This window comes from Marinobacter sp. NP-4(2019) (assembly GCF_003994855.1).
Lineage (GTDB): Bacteria > Pseudomonadota > Gammaproteobacteria > Pseudomonadales > Oleiphilaceae > Marinobacter.
Map to the genome: position 1 here is coordinate 1931925 of NZ_CP034142.1, position 18152 is coordinate 1950076.

25 protein-coding genes are annotated in these 18152 nt (G+C 53.4%); 6 read left to right on the forward strand and 19 right to left on the reverse strand.

The genetic code is table 11. The annotated features are described in order from the left end of the window. Positions 1-110: 110 nt before the first annotated feature. Positions 111-443 (forward strand): DUF3135 domain-containing protein, encoded by a 333-nt coding sequence (locus tag EHN06_RS08835; protein WP_127332065.1) that lies wholly within the window; start codon positions 111-113, stop codon positions 441-443. 51 nt (positions 444-494) lie between these two features. On the opposite strand, the gene EHN06_RS08840 is transcribed toward EHN06_RS08835, so the two are convergent. Continuing rightward, on the reverse strand, positions 495-1241 hold the full coding sequence (locus tag EHN06_RS08840) for an SDR family oxidoreductase (RefSeq protein WP_127332067.1): 747 nt from the start codon (positions 1239-1241) through the stop codon (positions 495-497). 72 nt (positions 1242-1313) lie between these two features. Then, positions 1314-2186 (reverse strand): MBL fold metallo-hydrolase, encoded by an 873-nt coding sequence (locus EHN06_RS08845; protein WP_127332069.1) that lies wholly within the window; start codon positions 2184-2186, stop codon positions 1314-1316. Between the two features lie 101 nt (positions 2187-2287). Between EHN06_RS08845 and EHN06_RS08850 the strand changes: the two genes are divergently transcribed. Beyond that, positions 2288-3184 (forward strand): LysR family transcriptional regulator, encoded by an 897-nt coding sequence (locus EHN06_RS08850; protein ID WP_127332071.1) that lies wholly within the window; start codon positions 2288-2290, stop codon positions 3182-3184. 21 nt (positions 3185-3205) lie between these two features. Here EHN06_RS08850 and EHN06_RS08855 read toward each other — a convergent pair whose 3' ends face one another. Then, positions 3206-3682: a YbhB/YbcL family Raf kinase inhibitor-like protein gene (locus tag EHN06_RS08855; protein ID WP_127332073.1), complete on the reverse strand. Its 477-nt coding sequence runs from the start codon at positions 3680-3682 to the stop codon at positions 3206-3208. 277 nt (positions 3683-3959) lie between these two features. Here EHN06_RS08855 and EHN06_RS08860 point away from each other — a divergent pair, with 277 nt between their 5' ends. The 3 genes from EHN06_RS08860 (at position 3960) to EHN06_RS08870 (ending at position 6076) form a co-directional block, all read left to right on the forward strand. Then, positions 3960-4397 (forward strand): GFA family protein, encoded by a 438-nt coding sequence (locus EHN06_RS08860; protein ID WP_127332075.1) that lies wholly within the window; start codon positions 3960-3962, stop codon positions 4395-4397. A gap of 40 nt (positions 4398-4437) precedes the next feature. Then, positions 4438-5130: a cupin domain-containing protein gene (locus tag EHN06_RS08865; protein ID WP_127332077.1), complete on the forward strand. Its 693-nt coding sequence runs from the start codon at positions 4438-4440 to the stop codon at positions 5128-5130. Positions 5131-5542: 412 nt separating this feature from the next. Continuing rightward, positions 5543-6076: a hypothetical protein gene (locus tag EHN06_RS08870; protein WP_127332079.1), complete on the forward strand. Its 534-nt coding sequence runs from the start codon at positions 5543-5545 to the stop codon at positions 6074-6076. Positions 6077-6149: 73 nt separating this feature from the next. Here EHN06_RS08870 and EHN06_RS08875 read toward each other — a convergent pair whose 3' ends face one another. From EHN06_RS08875 to EHN06_RS08915, 9 genes are all read right to left on the reverse strand, one after another. Next, the gene (locus EHN06_RS08875; RefSeq protein ID WP_127332081.1) at positions 6150-7364 is read right to left on the reverse strand and encodes a serine hydrolase domain-containing protein; all 1215 of its coding nucleotides are present in this window, start codon (positions 7362-7364) and stop codon (positions 6150-6152) included. 5 nt (positions 7365-7369) lie between these two features. Beyond that, the gene (locus EHN06_RS08880) at positions 7370-7807 is read right to left on the reverse strand and encodes a type II CAAX prenyl endopeptidase Rce1 family protein (protein ID WP_164735590.1); all 438 of its coding nucleotides are present in this window, start codon (positions 7805-7807) and stop codon (positions 7370-7372) included. A gap of 129 nt (positions 7808-7936) precedes the next feature. Then, positions 7937-8332: a hypothetical protein gene (locus EHN06_RS08885; RefSeq protein WP_127332085.1), complete on the reverse strand. Its 396-nt coding sequence runs from the start codon at positions 8330-8332 to the stop codon at positions 7937-7939. A 56-nt stretch (positions 8333-8388) separates the two neighbouring features. Beyond that, on the reverse strand, positions 8389-9084 hold the full coding sequence (locus EHN06_RS08890) for an aspartate/glutamate racemase family protein (protein ID WP_127332087.1): 696 nt from the start codon (positions 9082-9084) through the stop codon (positions 8389-8391). 98 nt (positions 9085-9182) lie between these two features. Then, positions 9183-9716 carry a hypothetical protein gene (locus EHN06_RS08895; RefSeq protein WP_127332089.1) on the reverse strand — a complete coding sequence of 178 codons (534 nt, stop codon included), beginning with the start codon at positions 9714-9716 and terminating at the stop codon, positions 9183-9185. A 7-nt stretch (positions 9717-9723) separates the two neighbouring features. After that, a complete protein-coding gene (locus EHN06_RS08900; protein WP_127332091.1) occupies positions 9724-9966 on the reverse strand; it encodes a hypothetical protein in 243 nt (80 codons plus the stop codon). A 222-nt stretch (positions 9967-10188) separates the two neighbouring features. Continuing rightward, complete coding sequence (locus EHN06_RS08905) at positions 10189-10545, reverse strand: hypothetical protein (RefSeq protein WP_127332093.1); 357 nt, start codon at positions 10543-10545, stop codon at positions 10189-10191. 68 nt (positions 10546-10613) lie between these two features. Beyond that, positions 10614-11231 carry a hypothetical protein gene (locus EHN06_RS21270; RefSeq protein WP_206075743.1) on the reverse strand — a complete coding sequence of 206 codons (618 nt, stop codon included), beginning with the start codon at positions 11229-11231 and terminating at the stop codon, positions 10614-10616. Positions 11232-11533: 302 nt separating this feature from the next. Next, positions 11534-12058, reverse strand: a complete 525-nt coding sequence (locus EHN06_RS08915) for a hypothetical protein (protein ID WP_127332095.1) — start codon at positions 12056-12058, stop codon at positions 11534-11536. 339 nt (positions 12059-12397) lie between these two features. Between EHN06_RS08915 and EHN06_RS21275 the strand changes: the two genes are divergently transcribed. Further along, positions 12398-12568, forward strand: a complete 171-nt coding sequence (locus EHN06_RS21275; protein WP_206075817.1) for a hypothetical protein — start codon at positions 12398-12400, stop codon at positions 12566-12568. Between the two features lie 117 nt (positions 12569-12685). On the opposite strand, the gene EHN06_RS08925 is transcribed toward EHN06_RS21275, so the two are convergent. The 7 genes from EHN06_RS08925 to EHN06_RS08950 form a co-directional block, all read right to left on the reverse strand. After that, positions 12686-13435: an exonuclease domain-containing protein gene (locus EHN06_RS08925; protein ID WP_164735591.1), complete on the reverse strand. Its 750-nt coding sequence runs from the start codon at positions 13433-13435 to the stop codon at positions 12686-12688. Positions 13436-13531: 96 nt separating this feature from the next. Continuing rightward, positions 13532-14557 (reverse strand): DUF2235 domain-containing protein, encoded by a 1026-nt coding sequence (locus tag EHN06_RS08930; protein ID WP_127332099.1) that lies wholly within the window; start codon positions 14555-14557, stop codon positions 13532-13534. Between the two features lie 69 nt (positions 14558-14626). After that, the gene (locus EHN06_RS08935) at positions 14627-15061 is read right to left on the reverse strand and encodes a GFA family protein (RefSeq protein ID WP_127332101.1); all 435 of its coding nucleotides are present in this window, start codon (positions 15059-15061) and stop codon (positions 14627-14629) included. Positions 15062-15161: 100 nt separating this feature from the next. Further along, complete coding sequence (locus EHN06_RS21145) at positions 15162-15326, reverse strand: hypothetical protein (RefSeq protein WP_164735592.1); 165 nt, start codon at positions 15324-15326, stop codon at positions 15162-15164. Between the two features lie 200 nt (positions 15327-15526). After that, entirely contained in the window at positions 15527-16216 is a 690-nt protein-coding gene (locus tag EHN06_RS08940) for a hypothetical protein (RefSeq protein ID WP_127332103.1), read from the reverse strand. 256 nt (positions 16217-16472) lie between these two features. Further along, the gene (locus EHN06_RS08945; protein ID WP_127332105.1) at positions 16473-17345 is read right to left on the reverse strand and encodes a hypothetical protein; all 873 of its coding nucleotides are present in this window, start codon (positions 17343-17345) and stop codon (positions 16473-16475) included. Between the two features lie 402 nt (positions 17346-17747). Beyond that, complete coding sequence (locus EHN06_RS08950; protein WP_127332107.1) at positions 17748-17945, reverse strand: hypothetical protein; 198 nt, start codon at positions 17943-17945, stop codon at positions 17748-17750. Between the last annotated feature and the right edge of the window lie 207 nt (positions 17946-18152).

Below are 18152 nucleotides of genomic sequence, written 5' to 3' on the forward strand. Positions count from 1 at the left end.
CCTATATTGGTATCGTACATCAGTTTCCCGGCTGGCGAACGCGGATTACAGCAGCTTAAATTATAGAAGGTGCCGCACTGACTACCTGAATCCAGGAAAGGAGGATAGTCATGGATGTGCCCCCGTTCGATGAACTCAGGGATCTGCTCCAGCGTGACCCCGAAGGCTTCGAGATATTACGCACGACATTGATTGACGACTGTATTCGCCGCAGTTCGGGGTGCAATCAACGTCGGCTGCGGGGCCTTCAGTTTGTGATCGATGCCCGCCGCCGGGTAGCCGGCAGTCCCACGAAGGCACTGTTGGATATCCAGGCCATGATGTACGACTCGCTTATTGCCCTGCGACAGGCCCTGCTTGTTGAGCCACGCCCCTCTGAACCATCCGCGCCGACAAGCGCACGAGTGCTGCAGTTTCGCCGTTCCCGGCCCTCAATGGATTAACCCAAGGGATCAACATCAACGTCCCTAACTCTTCGAAAAGATCCGAACCGGTTACATGGCCCTCGCAAATAGTCCAAAGGGCAGGGACTTCAACACATAGCTCAGCGGTGTCCAGGGCCACCAGGGCACATAGGCACGGCGTTTTTCGGACTCGATGGCTTTCACCAGCGCCTTGACGCCGGTTTCTAAGTCGACCCGGAAAGGCGCATTCCTGGTGTCGCGGTTGATGTCCGTCAGAATGTAGCCGGGCATGATATTGGTGACGTTAATGGGTTTGCCCCTGGTATCCAATTGCAGGCCCTCCGCCAAAGACGCCACGGCGGCTTTGGTGGCCGCGTACACGTTCAGGGGACCACGGAAACCGCGAACGCCGCTTACCGAAGACATCAGCACCAGATGGCCGCTGTTCTGCTCCCGGAAAATCTCCATGGCCGCTTCGCATTGAGCGATGGCCGCTATAAAGTTGGTTTCGGCAGTATGCCGGTTGGCGGCAAAATGCCCGCGGCCGATGGGTTGGGAGCCGCCAGTGCCCGCGTTAACCACCACCCGGTCAAGCCTGCCCAGCTCCTCCCGAAAGCCACGGAACACCTCGAACACCTGGTCGTAGTCGCACACATCCAGACCGCGAACCAGCACCCGAATGCCCGGGTTGGCCTGCTGCAATTCCCGCTGCAGGGCTTCCAGTTTATCGGCCCGCCGGGCACAAAGCGCCAGGTTGCAGCCCTTGGCGGCCCACTCGCGCGCCATACCTTCGCCGAGGCCGGTGCTGGCACCGGTAATCAGAATGTTCTTTCGCATCAGTTGTACCTTGGTCCGTTCCAGTAGTTCGTACTCAGACTACCATGATCGGACGGCACTTCCTCCCTGGCTTCACGGCCACTGCATCTCGCCCTTGAGCACCTTGGCGCTCAGTTCGAGGCTGCTGGCGTCGAGCAACGCCGGGTACTTGGCTTTCATTGCCGTGATCAGGCTTTCGCTGTCCTTGGCTTTCGGCAATTCGGCTTCTAGAGTCAGCAGGTAGTCGCGGGTGAAGCGCAGGTCGTCCAGGTTCAGCTTGGGCTTGCCCAGGTAGTGGCCGGGGATCAGCGTGGTCGGTTTCAGGGCTTCGAGCTGGTCGAGGGATTCGAGCCAGGACTGGCGCGCCTCGACGGTCTGCGCATCGGCGATCCAGGGGTGGATGTTGGCGTAGGTGAGCACCCCGCCGACCACGGTTTTGATGCTGGGGATCCACAGGCTGGTGTGCTTGGGATCGTGGCCGATCAACTGCAGGCTTTGCCCTTCCAGGGTCAGGCTATCGCCTTGCAGGACTTCCGGCACCACGGTGCGCTCCGGGGCGCTGTCCTTGAGGATCGGCCCCCAGTACGCCAGCTTGGGCGCGTGGCTTTTCTCGATATAAGCGACGGTCTCTGGCGTTGCCAGCACCTTGGCCTCGGGGTAGGCGCGGGTCAGGGTGTCGAGGCCGAAGTAAAAATCCGGGTCGCCGTGGCTGATAAAAATGGTGGTCAGGTTTTTACCACTGGCCTGGATGCGCTCGACCAACTCTTGGGCCTCGCGGGTGGAAAACTGGGCATCGACCAGGATCGCGTCATGCTCACCGCTGATCAATGTCGACGTGACCGGGAAGATGGCGCTTTCGCCGGGGTTGTACACCTCGACGCTGAGCGGTTGTGCCAGGGCGGCGCAGGCACTGACGAGCAAAGCGGCGCCGGCGACGAGTTGGCGGAAGATATGGGTAGTGAACATGCTGACCTCCGTTTCTTGAGTGGTGGAGGGAGTTTAGTGGCTTCAATTGTTGCAAAAAACCCCTTAAACTGAGCATGTTTATTGCGTATATCGAGCGAATAATGGATCGGCTGACAGCAACCCGGGTATTTGTCGAAGTAGTGGAGAGGGGCAGCCAAACTGCGGCTGCCGAGGCGCTGGAGATGTCGCGGGCGATGGTCTCGCGCTATCTCGGCGAGCTGGAAACCTGGGTTGGCGCGCGTCTGTTGCATCGCAGCACACGCAAGCTGAGCCTGACCGGCACCGGCGAACAGCTGTTGCCGCAGTGCCGGGAAATGCTCGCGGTGGCCGAAACCATGCAGGGCATCAGCCCAAGCGGTGACACTGCACCGCGCGGCAACCTGCGCATCGCCTGCAGCCAGTCGTTCGCCCAGGCCTGGCTGGTGCATGCGTTGAACGAATTCATGGCCCTGTATCCGCAGGTCGGCATCGATCTGCTGATCGGCAGTCAGGCGGTCAATCTGGTCGAGGCACGGGTCGACCTGGCACTGCGTATTACCAATCAACTGGCCCCCAATGTGATCGCCCGCCAACTCGGCGTATGCCGCTCGGCGGTGTGCGCCACGCCGGCCTATCTCAAGCGCCACGGCACACCGCAGCGGCCCGAGGATCTGGCGCACCACAATTGCCTGAGCTACGCCTATTTCGGCCGCAGCACCTGGAAGTTCAAGCGCGACGGCGAGCCCTTCGCTGTCGCCGTCAACGGCAACCTCAGCGCTAACGAATCCATGGTACTGCTGGAAGCTACGCTGGCGGGCGCGGGTATCAGCCAGCAGCCACTTTACTCGGTTAGCGCGCTGCTACGCTCGCGGGCGCTGGTGCAGCTGTTGCCCGAGTACCAATCGCAGGAGTTGGGCATCCATGCGCTCTATGGCAGCCGCCGGCACATGCCGCCGACGCTGCGCGCCTTGTTGGATTTCCTGGTGGAGCGGCTTGCCGAGAAGCCGGACTGGGACTGATCACCTTGCCGGTTGTCCGCATCAGCCGCGCTGAAAGACGCCCACCAGCCGGTTCATGCCCATCAAATGAGGCTCCACCTCTTCGAGAAACTCGCCCAGGCTAAGGCCGGGGGGCAGGTCCAGTTGCTCGTCCAGGGCCAACACCCAGAAATAATAATGATGCCGGCCATGGCCCTTGGGAGGCATGGGGCCGCCATAGCCACTGGTGCCGAAGTCGTTGGTACCGTGGGTGCCCTTGTCAGAGCCCTCATCCAGATAAGGTGTCGAGGTTGGCAAGTTGTACAAAACCCAGTGCACAAACCCGTAGGAACCGTTTTTCACCTGCGGAGCGTCGGGGTCGTGACAGATCACCGCATAGGATTGGGTTCCCTTGGGCGCACCGCTCCAGGACAAGGCGGGTGAGAGGTCGGCGCCTTCTCCTGTATGCCGTGTGTGAAGCTGGCCATCCGGACCGAAGTCAGGGCAGGTTACCGTCATGGTGGACAGTGCGAAGGCCATGGTGTCTCTCCTTCATTCACAGAGGGTCGAAAGCCCTGCCGCTGCCTTGTCGTCGGGCGACAGAGCGTGGCGTAGATTCTATAATCCTCCCGTGTCGCGGCGCTTTCAATAGCTTCGGGGCTGAACCAGTGAGTGCCTTTCAGAAAAATAGACCGTCCCGGTTTGCACGCGGGTTGTCACGGACCTTGTGACATACCGTGCAAGGTTCCATACTTTGAGTCTCAGGATCCCTTTCTGGGATCCACGGCGTATAACCTCAAATAGAGGGGAACAAGCCATGTCAACGAAATATGCCGGGGGTTGTGAGCATATCCACAGCCATTCAAGTAATGATCCGATAGACAACCACATCTGCCACTGTTCTGTCTGTAAACGTGTCACCGGGCAAGAGTCGACCCATGTCGTCTTCTTCAACCACCGTGACCTGACAGTGGACAATCTGGAAGGCCTGGACCGACAACCTTTCAACGATCAGAATCCGGATGGACCACTCGAGCTGTGTACCTGCGCAACGTGTGGCACACCCATCATGCTGGATGACAAGCAAAGACGAATCCGCGCGATTGTTCCGAACCTTATGGGGTACGATCCAGAGAGCCTGCCCGCGACTTACCATGCGTTTTTTGACGAGTCCACGGGCGCGCCTCCTCCTGATGATGGTCGTCCCGTTTATGCGGGGCTGCGGCCTGATTTCGTCTGGCCGCCTTCCGCGTGAATAGACGGTATTTCGCGACCGGTTGGGGAAACGGCATCCGATGCTGATCAATGCGGATTTCAACAAACGCGCCGTGGTTCACGGAGCGCGCCAGGACTGGGTTCCGTCCCCCATGCCCGGTGTCGACCGGCGGATGCTCGACCGGATTGGAGACGAGGTGGCGCGAGCCACCTCCCTGGTGCGCTACGCAAAGGGCAGTGCATTCTCACCCCACACCCATAACGGCGGTGAAGAGTTCCTGATCCTGCATGGGGTTTTCCAGGACGAGCATGGCGACTATCCGGCGGGAACCTACGTGCGCAACCCGCCGACGTCACGCCATACGCCCGGGGCAGAGCAGGGCTGCCTGATGTTCGTGAAGCTGCACCAGTTTGATCCTGACGATCGCACCTTCGTCAGGATCGATACCAACAGAATCGGCCGCATAACCGATCCCGAGAGGCCGGATGTTGCCGTCTCACCCTTGTTCGAAGATGAGCGGGAGACGGTTCAACTAGAAACCATAGCGCCCGGGGCGTCGGTCAGAATCGGCGACCCCGGGGGCTTCGAAATGCTGGTGGTTGATGGCACACTCACCGTTGACGGCGAAGACTACGAACCTCAATCCTGGCTGAGACTGCCCCCCGACGATTACGCAAAACTGGTTGTGGGACCAAATGCCGCGACGGTTTGGGTCAAGCGGCGTCATCTCAGACAACGTGTGCTGAACTCAGGCGCTTTTGCCGTTTCGTGAACATCTCCTCGACCTCATCGCTGGACGTCGAAGCGGGGATAGGGCGGTCAGTGAATTGCGGATTGTTCTCAAATCCAGGGGTCGTTTAGAAATTCATTGACGCGTCGAGGTCGGTTACAGTCAGATTGACGAAAATCATGCGGGACATTGGTCCATCTCCCTAAGGTTGTTGAAAAGCGACAACTTCAGGTGCTGATGGTGAGTGTGGTTCGCCGTTGCCCAACATAGCGGCGTGACGATCCTGAAGGCGGATGGAAGTCAGTCCGGCGCTGACGGATGAACAGATCGCTCCCTTGATGGCTGCTGCAATTGAACGGTGAACCCATTGACCTTTGTCATCGTGTAGCTATATAGCTATATATCCGGAATGCAGCCGCATCTTTGACGAGCAATCGGTAGGGGCAGTGCAGGGGTGATTCTAATCGAGGTGTTGTGGTACCTGGCGGGCTTCGGCGCGGTCGCCGCGCTTGGCCTGATGCTTATTACCACGGTACGCATCGCCGTTTTCAGATTTCACCCACGCCCATTTCGCCCAACTTCCCTGGAGCACGGGGCGCTAATTGCCAGTATTCTGGCGGTGCTGGCCTCTGCCCTGTATTTCCATATCGGTTGGCAACCGGAAACCATTCAAATATCGGTACAGCGACTGGCCGATGGCACCACGGCCTACAGTCGGAGTGTGGCGGAGCCGGCACGGTTGCAGCTGGAATGGCGGGGCAAAGTCGAATTTTTTCTGTTTCTGGTCATCCCCTTGATGATCGCCATGCTGGCTTGGTCCATGAAGCGGACTCGAACTCGACCCATCGTGTATGGATTCTGTGCTTTGTTGATGGTCAGCCAGTCTGCCGTCGGCATGTCCGGCTATGGGCTCCTCTATGTGCCGGCCGCCCTGTTTCTACTGTTGGCCGGGGCCTGCGCGCTTTTAAAACCACCGGGCTGCGAGTGAGCAGCGACGGTTAGACTGCCTCACTCCAGAACCCCGGACCAGTTTCGGTCTCCCTGCTTCCGGTTGGCAACCGCTACACCAACGCGCCATTCACAATAGCCCGCAATTCCTGACGGATCGGGTAGGTCGATGAGGGGATCAGCTGCGTCATGAAAATCACCACCAGCTCCTCCACGGGATCGACAAAAAAGTTGGTGCTCGCCAGGCCACCCCAACCGTACTCGCCGACCGATCCGTTGATCTGGGATTTGGCGACGTCAGTCTTTACCGAAAAGCCCAGACCGAAACCGCTTCCGGCATACGGTGTTTCACTGAACGGACCGACAGAGAGGCCGGGCAGGTCCTGATTGCCGGGCAGATGATTGCGACGCATGAATTCCAGCGTCTTGCGGCCAATAATCCGCCGCCCGCCAAACTCGCCGCCCTGACAGAGTGCCTGGGCAAAGTGGAAATAATCGTCAATGGTGGAAACCAGCCCGCCACCGCCAGAGACAAACTTCCTTTTTTCCCGGAAAGGGGACGTGTGCGGATCGTCCAGCAGCGTGAACTGATCGACCGGATCGTACTGATAGCAGGCGGCAAAACGGTCCAGCTGATCGTCACGAACCTGGAAGCCGGTGTCGGGCATGGCCAAAGGCTCAAAGATATGCTCGCGCAGGTACTCATCAAACGGCTGATCAGCCAGCAGCTGCACCAGATACCCCAGCACATCCGTGCTGACCGAATAGTTCCAGGCGGTACCCGGTGAGAACTCCAGCGGCAGTTCCGCCAACTGACTGATCATCGCTTCCAGTGTCATATTCCGGCTGCCATCCAGCTTCAGCTCCCGGTAGGCGGCGTCCACGTTGGTGCGGTTCATGAACCCGTAGGTCAGGCCTGACATATGGGTGAACAGGTCGCGAATGGTCATGGTGCTGGTTGCGGGTGTGGTGAGGAAGTTGGGATAGACACCGCTGTTGTAGACCCGCAGGTTTTTCCAGGCCGGAATGTACTTGTGTACCGGATCATCCAGCAAAAACCGCCCCTGCTCATAAAGCTGCATCATCGCGATGGACGTAATCGGCTTGGTCATCGAATAAATGCGGAACACCGTATCCCGGCTAACCGGCTTGTTGCGCTCCACATCCATCAGCCCCTGAGCCTTCAGATAGGCAATTTCCCCACGCCGGGCCACCAGAGTGAGCGCGCCGGGCAATTTCCCCGGCTGGATATAGCAACGGTCAAGATGGCCTTCAATGTGAGTAAGGTGGTCTGGTGAAAGGCCGGTGACCTGTTTGGATTCCGTCATAGTAATTACAGCTCCAGCATGAGATTTCTGCCGCCAAGAAAAAGCACCCAAACCGTCACTGTAACCCAATGAATGATCACCGGCACCCAGATAGACCGGGAAAGGGCATAGCCATAGCCACAGGTGACCCCCAAGGCGCAGGTAATCACCAGAAACCAGGGGTTCAGGAACAGAGGAATGGCCGTGGGATTAAACGCCAGCGCATTGAGCGGGTGCCACACCACAAAGACAACCGTGCTGATCCCCACCGCCCAAGCGGCCTTTACGACGCCAGAATCCAATATGTTTCGCGGGATAAGCACACCCCTGAAGAAGGCTTCTTCAAGAAAGGAAGGGAATACAAACAAAAGGAAGGGCAGCAAAGGCGTGAGGGGTGAGTCCAGCCACCCAAACTGAAATAACCCGGCCCCAAAACCGACCGACACCGCAATGATGGCAAACACCGGCACCAGTGCCCAGGCCTTCAATGGGGCCCGGAAAGGGGAGGCCAGAAGACTCTGGCCAAGGTTGTCTCGGAGGTACTGGAAAGGCTGCTCTGGCATCATAGGATTATGGACCTGCCTCGATCTGCCCTAGGCCTTGCGCCTGATCTTTGCTGCAATGAACGGCGCACAAGCGGTCACCGCAAGCACGATTGGCCAGAGGTTACCATCCTTGAAGGTGTAGGCTTCAAGTATCACTGGCCACGACTTTCCCTGTGCAAGTCCAAAGGAAAACTCGAACGCAAGCGTGAGTGCCAGCCAGCCAAAACCCACCAGCCAGAGTTGCCCAGGACGGCGCAGGCGTAACCAGGGAAGCGATACCCACGCCACGCCAATGATCAGGGCTGAAAGCAGCAGACCGCTCAGTACAAATGCAGCGGGAATCCCAAACGCTGGCAGAAGCACAGCCTCCCGAAACAGGCCGTTGGCGATGGCCAGGGCGAGTATGCTTAGCCAGATTATTAGTGCTTTTGAGGCTTTGTTCATGCGCGTTTCACGGCCACATTGTTTGGGACAAAATCTGTCTCGAATTTCGGTGCTGATTAAACCCTGCCCAAGGCAAGCTGAACCGCCTGCTCGGCATGTATTTCTGTCGTGTCATAGAGTGGGACATTCGTATCCGAGCCCTGGATCAAAAGACCTATCTCCGTGCACCCCAGGATGACCCCTTGAGCACCGCGCTCAGCCAATGAGGCGACGACATCCAGATACACGGCTTTTGAATCAGGCTTGACCACACCCCGGCACAGTTCATTGTAAATCACAGAATGAATACGCTCTCTTTGGGGCCCATCTGGCACAACAACCCGGATACCATGCTCCTGGAGACGACCGAGGTAGAACGTCTGCTCCATGGTAAATCTTGTCCCCAGCAGCCCTACACAGGTTACCCCGTCCTTTTTGAGCACCTTGGCCGTGGCGTCCGCGATGTGAAGAAGGGGGATGCTCACTGCTCGCTCAATCTGGGGGGCGACTTTATGCATCGTGTTCGTACAGAGAACCAGAAAATCAGCACCTGCCGATTCAACCGACCGGCCGACTGATCCAAGTATCTCCGCTGTCGCCTGCCAATCACCCTGGTGCTGCAATGCCTCGATCTCGGCAAAATTCACGCTGTAGAGAACGAGCTTTGCCGAATGGAGCCCGCCGAGTTCGTCTCTGACTTTCTGGTTTATCAGCCGGTAATAAGTCTGAGTTGATTCCCAGCTCATTCCGCCTATAAGACCTATTGTTTTCAAGGGGGAACCTCCGTGTTGTTGTATTGATTTAACGCCGTGCTCACCGGGAATTTTGGAGCGAAGCGTAAGACTTTTACCGAGTGCAGCGCTTGTAGGCGCTAGTTTGACAATGCGGATTTGGCTGAAACCAAATCATCTGTATAATAACGTTTTCCAGCGCAGCTTACTTGGAAAGTATTTGCCAATTTATTGTGAAGATCAACCGATTTATTGTAGATGGATTGCAAGCTTTTATACGTTTCTAACTCTCTGTTATAGGCTGGGATTAATTGGTTGTATCTTTCAACTTTTAGATTGAACTCATCGACCTTCTGCTGCGTGTAAAATGTAGCGCTTTGATTGATATCTAAATACTTTTTTACAGTGGATATTTCACGTTCAATTTTCTTTATTTTTTCTACTTTATTTTCAATATTTCCCCGCTTCGAACTTAAATTAATTTCCGAAGAACCTACTTTTTTCTCGAGCAGTAAACAGGTCTTGAGTTGCTCTACAGTTAAGGTTCCAGAATTGTAGTGCTTGGCACCATTTATAGCTTTAGCTGCGCGACCAAGCTTAAAAAGTGATCCTAGCCCCTTACGCGCATCGACTTGCGTTGAAGGCAAAATTATACACAATGCTAAAAATATCAATAGTAGGTTATTCCTCATCTTTAATCCCTATTGTTGCTGCACCAGCGCCTATCGCGATGAATATTCCAGAAATTATCTGGACTATCCATCCTCCAACTACAGCACCACCGATTAACATCAGTCCAACTGCGATGGATTTGAAAAATAACGTATATATGCCATAGAAAAACATTCCGACCGAGACAAAGCCGCCAATAAATTTAAGTAGATAACCTATCCCTGAAAATATCATGACTAGCGCAGCTCTCATATGTTCTCCTTTATATGACGCCTAACGGGTGAATGTCGAGATACTCACTTTCGAGCCACCTCCATCACCTGCTTCCTGATTTTTATGTCTCTGCCATTTCGCCACTGGAAGCGGCTGTGGTGCGGTTTTGACGCTTCGATCATGGCTTTGCGTGGCGTTACGAGCGGGTTTTTGGCCTCTTTTTAGAAGTGTCCGAAGTAACGGGGTAGAACCCTTATGTGTTTATAAAGTTGAAACCGTTAAATAAATACCAACGACAGACGCTATTGTTGCCAGCCAAAAGTGTATAACTAAAATAGCAACAATTCCCGTTAAGCTGGTTAGGATCCAAGCCCCCACCATAAATCCCAGCCATACTAATAATCCACTAAAGCCCTCTTGCATGACGAGGAAAATTGGCAACCAGAAAAAAACTGGAATATGAAGGAAACTTATTAGTGTGGGTAAGCCACCAAGTATACTCTGGTTTACATTGACTCGAAGCTCTGGTTTGTAACTCGCAATAGCATAATGCCTCATAACAGTTGATGAGTATGCCAGCAGTGCTACACCCAGCAACACTAACGGTCCTTGATTCATAATTCCCCCCCCCCCCTCGGGAAAATAGATCTATCCCAGCTTTTTCGGTTCAGTTGAAAGGTGTAGAATCATTTCCGCCGAAGCTCAACGGGAATACGGGCCCATGATTCTCGTGCCCCAGAAAAATTGCAGCCAGGTGGTGCAACAGCAGAAGCAGGTAAATAATCTGTGAAGCCGATTGAACGCAACCGATCTTGGGCTTTGCGTCCAAGCGCTACAACCAACGCATGCGGCATTAGCTCTAACTGTTTAATTAAATACCGCCGGCCACATTCGCCTGTGGCTGCGGCACTTACAGAACCGCACTCTCTTTTGGCAGAACATAAAACTGATTCTGTCATCCACACTTTTTTCATCTGTTCTTCGAACGACAACTCCGGCCAGCAGGAGTCAAGAATAGCGCGAACGTTTCTATGGAATTGATCTTTGCCTGTTTCAAAAGCGTAGGTGGCGTAACTATAGGCGGATCTTAGCCCGTTGTGTGTTTCTCCGTCATGCGGATCACCAGGCTCAGCAAATACCAGTACCAGTTCAATTTCGGTGAGCGAGCCTGCGGCGCCGAGAAATCCTCTTGGAACATGGCCATGGGAAGGCTTCCATCGCATTTCTTTACATGGCCCCGAGAATGCGGGACATGGGGCATAGGCAGATTCCAATACTTCAATAAGTGAAGGGTTCAGTTTCATAGCTAGGCATCCATCGCTTGCAATATCCATAAGATAAGGTACAGAGAGAGTTTGTCTATATTATTGAATTTGATGCTGATTTAGCCTTCTCAGGAACCATTCGGTTACACGCTTAATTGGAAGGCGACCAAGCGCTACAAGCAAAAAAAAAAGACTTATGACTTTTAACATAGCACCCACTGACAATGTTGTGGAATCAATTCGCACGCCCGTAGCCTGGATGTCCTACTGCGTCGACCATCAGGGCAAAGTGTTGCTGAACAAGGGAAAAATCTTCATGTGATTCGGATCGTCAGGTCAGCTTATAAGTAGCGTTCAGAGCCAATGCTGTTGGATCTCTCAGGTATTGACCGACTCTTATTCATGGCGGATTCCCGCATGGATTCGATGGCGTAGGTAGAGCCTGACAGTGAGAACCGGGTGACCTTGAATCGGCCTGATTTCATAGCAATGGCAAAACCGATATTGGAGGCCTGTCTGACGGCGTTGTCTATTTCTGTGAAGGGCTTGATGAAAAACGCATTTTCATCAGTGGCGGCTTTATGGCCACAGATCAGTTGAACCTCTATCGCCCCGACGTTGCTGTTCACGAGTGCCGGGTACTCGGAACCCTGCTCACAGGTGATCCCGAGGGTGACTACGTAAACACAGGAGTCCTGATTGTAATAACAATACTGCCCGAGGATGCGCCCGCCATCGGTCGAGGTCGCCGCGTACGCAAACTCCTGACCGGAGGCATCCCACATCCAGTCCTTGCTAACATTGAACTCTGCGTGCAATGGCGAAGAGAGGATAGACAGTGTAAGTATCCAGATGTAGCGCGACATTGCCAGGCTCCTTTCAAATTCAGTACGGGTACAGCTAACCCTTCCTGACATTGAGTGTAGACCCGATTTCTCGTCCTGGTGCCAAGGTTGTAAGTCGCATGTACAGCATTTACTACGCATGCTAACTGCGGCCCAACGAATAAGTGACAGAGGGTGATAGGGTGGCCCCACAGTCGGGTTATGAAAAAGATTTGTCTCGGATTTCAATTGATTTACTTTGCATCCGTATCAGGAGCTCCGCCGAGGTCGTCGCCTTCAGGGTGCGTCCAGCACTCCCGGAATAGATGGAGCGAAACAGGGAACCGCCTGAAACTGACGGTCAACACGGCCAAGAGCCGGGTGGTCATAACCAATGAAAGCAAATTCCTGGGCTTTACCTTCAAGGGAACCCAGATCCATTGGCATCCGAAGACGTTGCGCATTCAGCAGGCTCTGTCGAATGACTACCTGAAAGCCGAAGGTCTGGTGTCACTGCGTGATGGATGGATCAAACTTCACCATTCCCGGTGAAACGCCCTGTGCGGACCCGCCGGTCCGACGCTTCGGTGTAGGTTGTTGTGGGGGCTGGGGGTTAGATACCCTCGGCCACCCGATTATGTCTGTGCCTATATATGCGATTGACGCCGCCTAACTCAATTCCTTAGCCGCCGAGTTCAGCATACGCCTCAACAAATCCGCTTCGATGTGGTCAAGCTCATCATCCTCAAGGACCTGGCGTACTGCCAGGGAAAGCTCTGGGAACTGTTGGGTTGTTTGATGGTGGTCCTGCAGCCAGTACAACAGCTCGTAGGCTTCTTTGTAGTTGACTTCGTTGTCGGCGAGGATGCCGCGAATTAGCCCTTTGAACTCGTATAGTTCATCACTGACTGTTTCTTGCGGTTCAGCGCCGCCAAGCATCTCGTGCAACTTCAGACAAATGTTGGCGCAAGCGATTGCATCCTCACGCGCATCGTGATGCTGGAACTTTGGCAGACCGAAATGTTTCGCCAGAGTCTTGAGCTTGTGGTTCTTCAAGTCTGGCAACACTTCTTTGGCCAAGGAACTGGTATCGAAGTATTCAAAATGCAATCCCAAGCCGAAATGCTCAGACAAAGCTGAGAGCACCTGCTGGTCAAAGCGGCTGTGCGCTACTAAGGGCGCTTGGAAGATCTCACTAATCTCAGGGAAAAGCTCACCAAAATCGGGCCTTGCTTCCGTATGCTCGTGTTTGATGCCATGAATCTTAGATTGAAATGGCGCATGACCGCCGACTGGCCTTACCAAGTGAGATTTGGACTCAACAATCTCGCCGTTGGCTACGCGGGCATAGCCAACGGCGCAAGCACTCACCCGCTGGGGATTTCCAGTTTCGAAGTCGATTGCTATGAAATCACGCATGATTGTTTCTCCCAAAGACATAACACCTAAGCATTTAATGGTCGTGCGCAGCATGACCCCGTGATTGGCATGGACCCGTCGCGATCTTCGCCAGGCCTAAGCGGGCCACAAAGGCGGCCACTGGCCATGATTCTGGATGAACCGCTCGATGGGCTCACTGCGGTAACCACTCTCATACCGCTTTTTCACACTGGGATGTACAAAGGTACGGTTGCTGTCCGGCGCCGGTATTTCCCGGACGAGTTTGCCCAGCAGCTTGTATTTGCCCTTGTACTCGTTGTGCTGATCGGCGGTGGCGTGGGTCTGGTCTGGCAGATTGTTATTGAACACCAGCTGGTGATTTTCCGCTTCCTCCGCCATCCAGAGCAGGGGAATGTCTGCCAGGATCTGGCCCTGTTTGTCCGGCCCGTAGCCGCCGCCAACGTCCGAGTGCACGCCAGCAAACCAGACCTGCTCCAGATCGGTCCCTGGCTTGGGCTCCCACAGTGTCGGCTCGAAGTCTTCCCGCTGTTCATCGAGGGAGAGCGCGTGCCGTGCCACCCGGATATTGCTGCCGATCTTGCGATCGTAGAACAGGTCCTTATCCTTGATCAGTCCAAAGAAGGTGAACGGCAGCCCCAGGGCGCCCACCGTATCCCACACGCCAACAAACCGTATGGGCGTGCGCTCCTCGAGGGAATGTTTGCGCTTCCAGGCCATGGAGTGATCGCCATTGGCTTTGTATTTCCTGGTTTTGTAGAGCCTGAAGGCGCTTTCGATCAGGTAGGCGTTTTCCTTGCGCAGGATGCTGCAGTTGTTGATCATCCCGCACAGGCTACGGGCGGTGTAGGCGCCCCGGCTGAACCCGAACAGGAAGATATCATCGCCGGGCTCGTAGTTGTGCACCAGAAAGCGATAGCCATCCATCACATTCTTTTCGAGACCATAGCCCGTGGCCCCGGCGCGAATCTCATCGTGGTAGGAGCCGATGCCCCAGTCGTAGAAAACCACCTGTTCCACCCCGTTGCCATCCACAGGCCGAATGGCGCGGGCAAACTGCAACACGTTGGTGGGGAAGTCCTCGCCGATGTTTTCCTCCGGCCGGTTCCAGGTGCCGTCAAAGCAGATCGCGATTCGTTTCATGGGGGTGACCTCCTGTCATCCAGTTTCCTGTTTTACCGGGGTGCTATCCCGCACCCATACCGGTGGGGCTCAGCCGTTTTTCTCCTTTAGAGCCTTGTATAGAGCATTCAGGCTGTCAGGGCCAGCGCCCAGCCGGACGCAGGTCTCAGAATCGCGCTCCCACGATGCAGCCGAGTCGAGATGAAGGTGGACATTCACTGCCGCATCGAAAGCCTCCTCCAGCAAACCGGAGGGTATCCAGACCAGCTCGGTGCCTCTTAGCTGGTTGGGAACCGGGCTGCCGCACACGGAGCAGAAATCACTGCGATAGCCGGTTGGCTTCTGGAACGAGGTGATCCTGTCCTGGCCTGAGAGCCAGCGGAAATTCTGCTGCTGGACAAAGGTGGCTGCGGTGGCTGCAGATCCGGTGGCCTTGCGGCAGAGGGAGCAGTGGCATTGATAGAGGTTGGGGAGATCGCCTTTGATCTCGAATTGGACTGCTGTGCAGAGGCATTGGCCTTTCATTCGTTATTCCTGGTCAACGTGGAGTCCGGCTCGATAGGGACTAATTATGGTTGGTTATTTCGAGGAGTTGGAGCCGTGAAATGGGTCTGTCCCGGTTTTTTCACGCCACGCCAATAATCTGGGCTGACAGCAGCAGACCGCTCATTACAAATGCAGCTGGAATCCTAAACGCTGGCAGAAGCACTACCTCCCGAAACAGGCCGTTAGCGATGGCCAGGGTGAGTATGTTTAGCCAGATTATCAGTGCCTTTGAAGTTTTGTTCATGGGCGGTTCCGGATTACGTTTATGGGAAAAAGAGATCGGTTTCGTTTTTTCTGGTTTTGATCCCAGATATAGGTTTGATCCTTTCGAGGAGTTATCGGTGCGTGTCTATTGAAGTGGGGAAAGTGCACGTCCGACAGCAGCCACTGGTTAGGCTCTCTACCGTTAACGCCTACATATCCTCTGTTCTGTCTTCGCCATATTCATTGCTGTACTAACTTGTCCATCAAATCCATAGGATCGATGTTGATATCTTTCACTGTAGTGATGCGACCATTATAGTGAGGAATTATTGAGTTGGGCTCAATTATCACTTCATGCCTCCCTCTATAAAGGTGAATAATCACCCCCTCGGTCACTCTTTCCATATACTCTTTCTTTCCCAGACCATTCAAAACATAGTTTTCTTTCCACACATATTCATTCTTATTATTAACACTTTGCATGTAGCGAGTGGGTACTTCAGGTTTTGATAATTCTGAATAACAGGTTTTGTCAATTAAATCTATCGTGTAATCAAGCTCACCGATTACCTGCCACTTGAAAAATCCACAGCTCACCTTGTTGATCACTGAATCGTAATATCTAAGCTTATAAATTTCACCGAGGAGTTTTATATAATTTTCGTCCAACCTTTCGAAAATTGATATATCAAGCCTGCCGAACAGGCTTTTAAATTTTTTATAATCATCCAGGTGACTCTGTATAAGGTGACCTTTTGTAGCAAAAATTGCTTTAAAGTACTTTTCTACTGCAGTACTTGAAAGAGTTGCGCCTTGTAAGAGGAAATCATTGAGTAATAGGAAACGTGCGGCTGTGTAATCTCTAAATCCTAAGGAGAGGTAGTGCCGTACATCATGCACGTTTGCCTTTCGTGGCGTCTTCTTTCTCATCACGACTTATCCATACAAGGCTGTAGAAAAACTCCAGAGCCCTTCTATGGCCTCAAATTGTTTAATTTTTGCGCTGCAAATAGCGCCTTTTCGTGAACTCTGGGGCATTTCTCTCCGAAATATTCCGCAGATTTCGCGTAGGAGCGCCACCCCCAAAACCTCGGGACTTTTTATACAGCCTCAACGCATGCAGCAACCGCGGCTATGTAGTGGAGCCATAGGCGGAACGAAAAAGCCGTCGGCTTGACTGCGATTCTTAAATTTTTCTGGGCATGTTGCCAATTGCACCTCCACCAGAAGCGCCAGATCCTCTAACAAATTTAGGGCAAATTATTAATGACCTACGTTGAGGTGGAGTTCTATAAATTTGACTCTTCATGTATGACTCAGCTTCGTCTTGTAATGTAAATGTTTCTTCGATGTTCCGCCCTTCGGTGATACGAGAAAGCAGAATCAGCCCTTTATCGACAAGGACGTACCCTGCGGAGTAGACCTGATTAGGCATCATTTTTCCTGAGTCTCGAGTACCATATGGAACATCCTTGCTCCAAAATAAATCCAGAAATGATCGTTGGTTTTCTTGAAGATTGTTGATCGTCTCTTCGACAACTTTTGTGAATTCTGTAGCTTCAAACTCACATAATAACTCTTTCACATTTTGATCTATCTTAATCACGAACTCTGTAGCGGATGTTTGTAGGACCTTTTTTATCAAATTTTCTTTTAGTAACCAAACAACGCCCTTATGTCTTATATCAATTTTTTGCTCCGATTCTCCGAGATCTTTCAGTATGCCCAAGGTTTCTTTATTCAAGGCTGGAAGAGATACGCGGACTTTTTCCCTGAACTCTTCTTGTTGTTTTTTATCTTCTATTTTCCGACTATATTTTCCCCTAAAAACTTTAAGGATTCGAAATCCTTTGACGGAAACACTAATTAATAAATATGAAAGTGCCAGAATTCCCAGAACAGCTAGAGGAAATATATAATCTGATGGGATATCTCGATCAATAGCGAGTCTATTAAGCCAAGGCCAGAGAGCAAAGACTCCTACAATGCACAACAGCAATGTTGCTGCATTTTTGGCTCTCACCTTAGACAGAAAGAAATTTGACAACCACTCTGTCACTATTGACTCCTAGAATTTAACACCTAAGCATTTAAAGGTCGTGCGCAGCATGACCTTTAAATGTCTGTTGGACTAAGCCGCCAGGGCCGCTCTATCAGGCGGCGAATAAGGATAAAGTAACTTGAGGGCAGTAGCCGGAGCGGTGAGTCTGGCTGCCAGGGTGCATCAGCATCCGCGAGCCTGGGCCTCGTTATATCCTTCATGGGGCGGTTCCTTGTTGTGGTTTCATTCAGACTACCCCGCATATACCGCTTTTTCCAGTCCTGGACCGTACAGAAGCCCAGCTCACAAGGAACTGTAGGCTTTCACCCTCCATATCAGGATCGACAGGAAGGCTAGCCGGTCGGCACGGCCGCTTTTCTGAACTGGAGGATCTGACGGACCATGCGAACCAAACCCTCATCACAGCTTGGGCATGGCTCCGATCAGGGCGAAATCGCTCAGCTCAATCCGGAGAAACGGTCTGATGACGTTGGCGATACTTCTGGTAGTAATGAAGGACTCAATGCTGAAGTAACAACAGATGATCGCACTCAAAATTATGGGCCGCTGAAAGGCGAGTGCGGTACTCAGCCGGGCGAAAACAGATCTCGGGTACATACTTCCTCCCCGGCGCGGGCATGGACGGGGCCTACGTCAGGCCGATGGTCAAGGCCATGAGGGAAGCGGGTATAAACAGTGCGATGTATGTTGACCGAGACAAATGGTCGGGCGGAACTGTAATGGATGCTGCTCATGATCCCAGTGATCCTTGTATCGGAACGAGACCCGGTCACCTCTAACGCATAGGACTCTAGACCGTGAAGA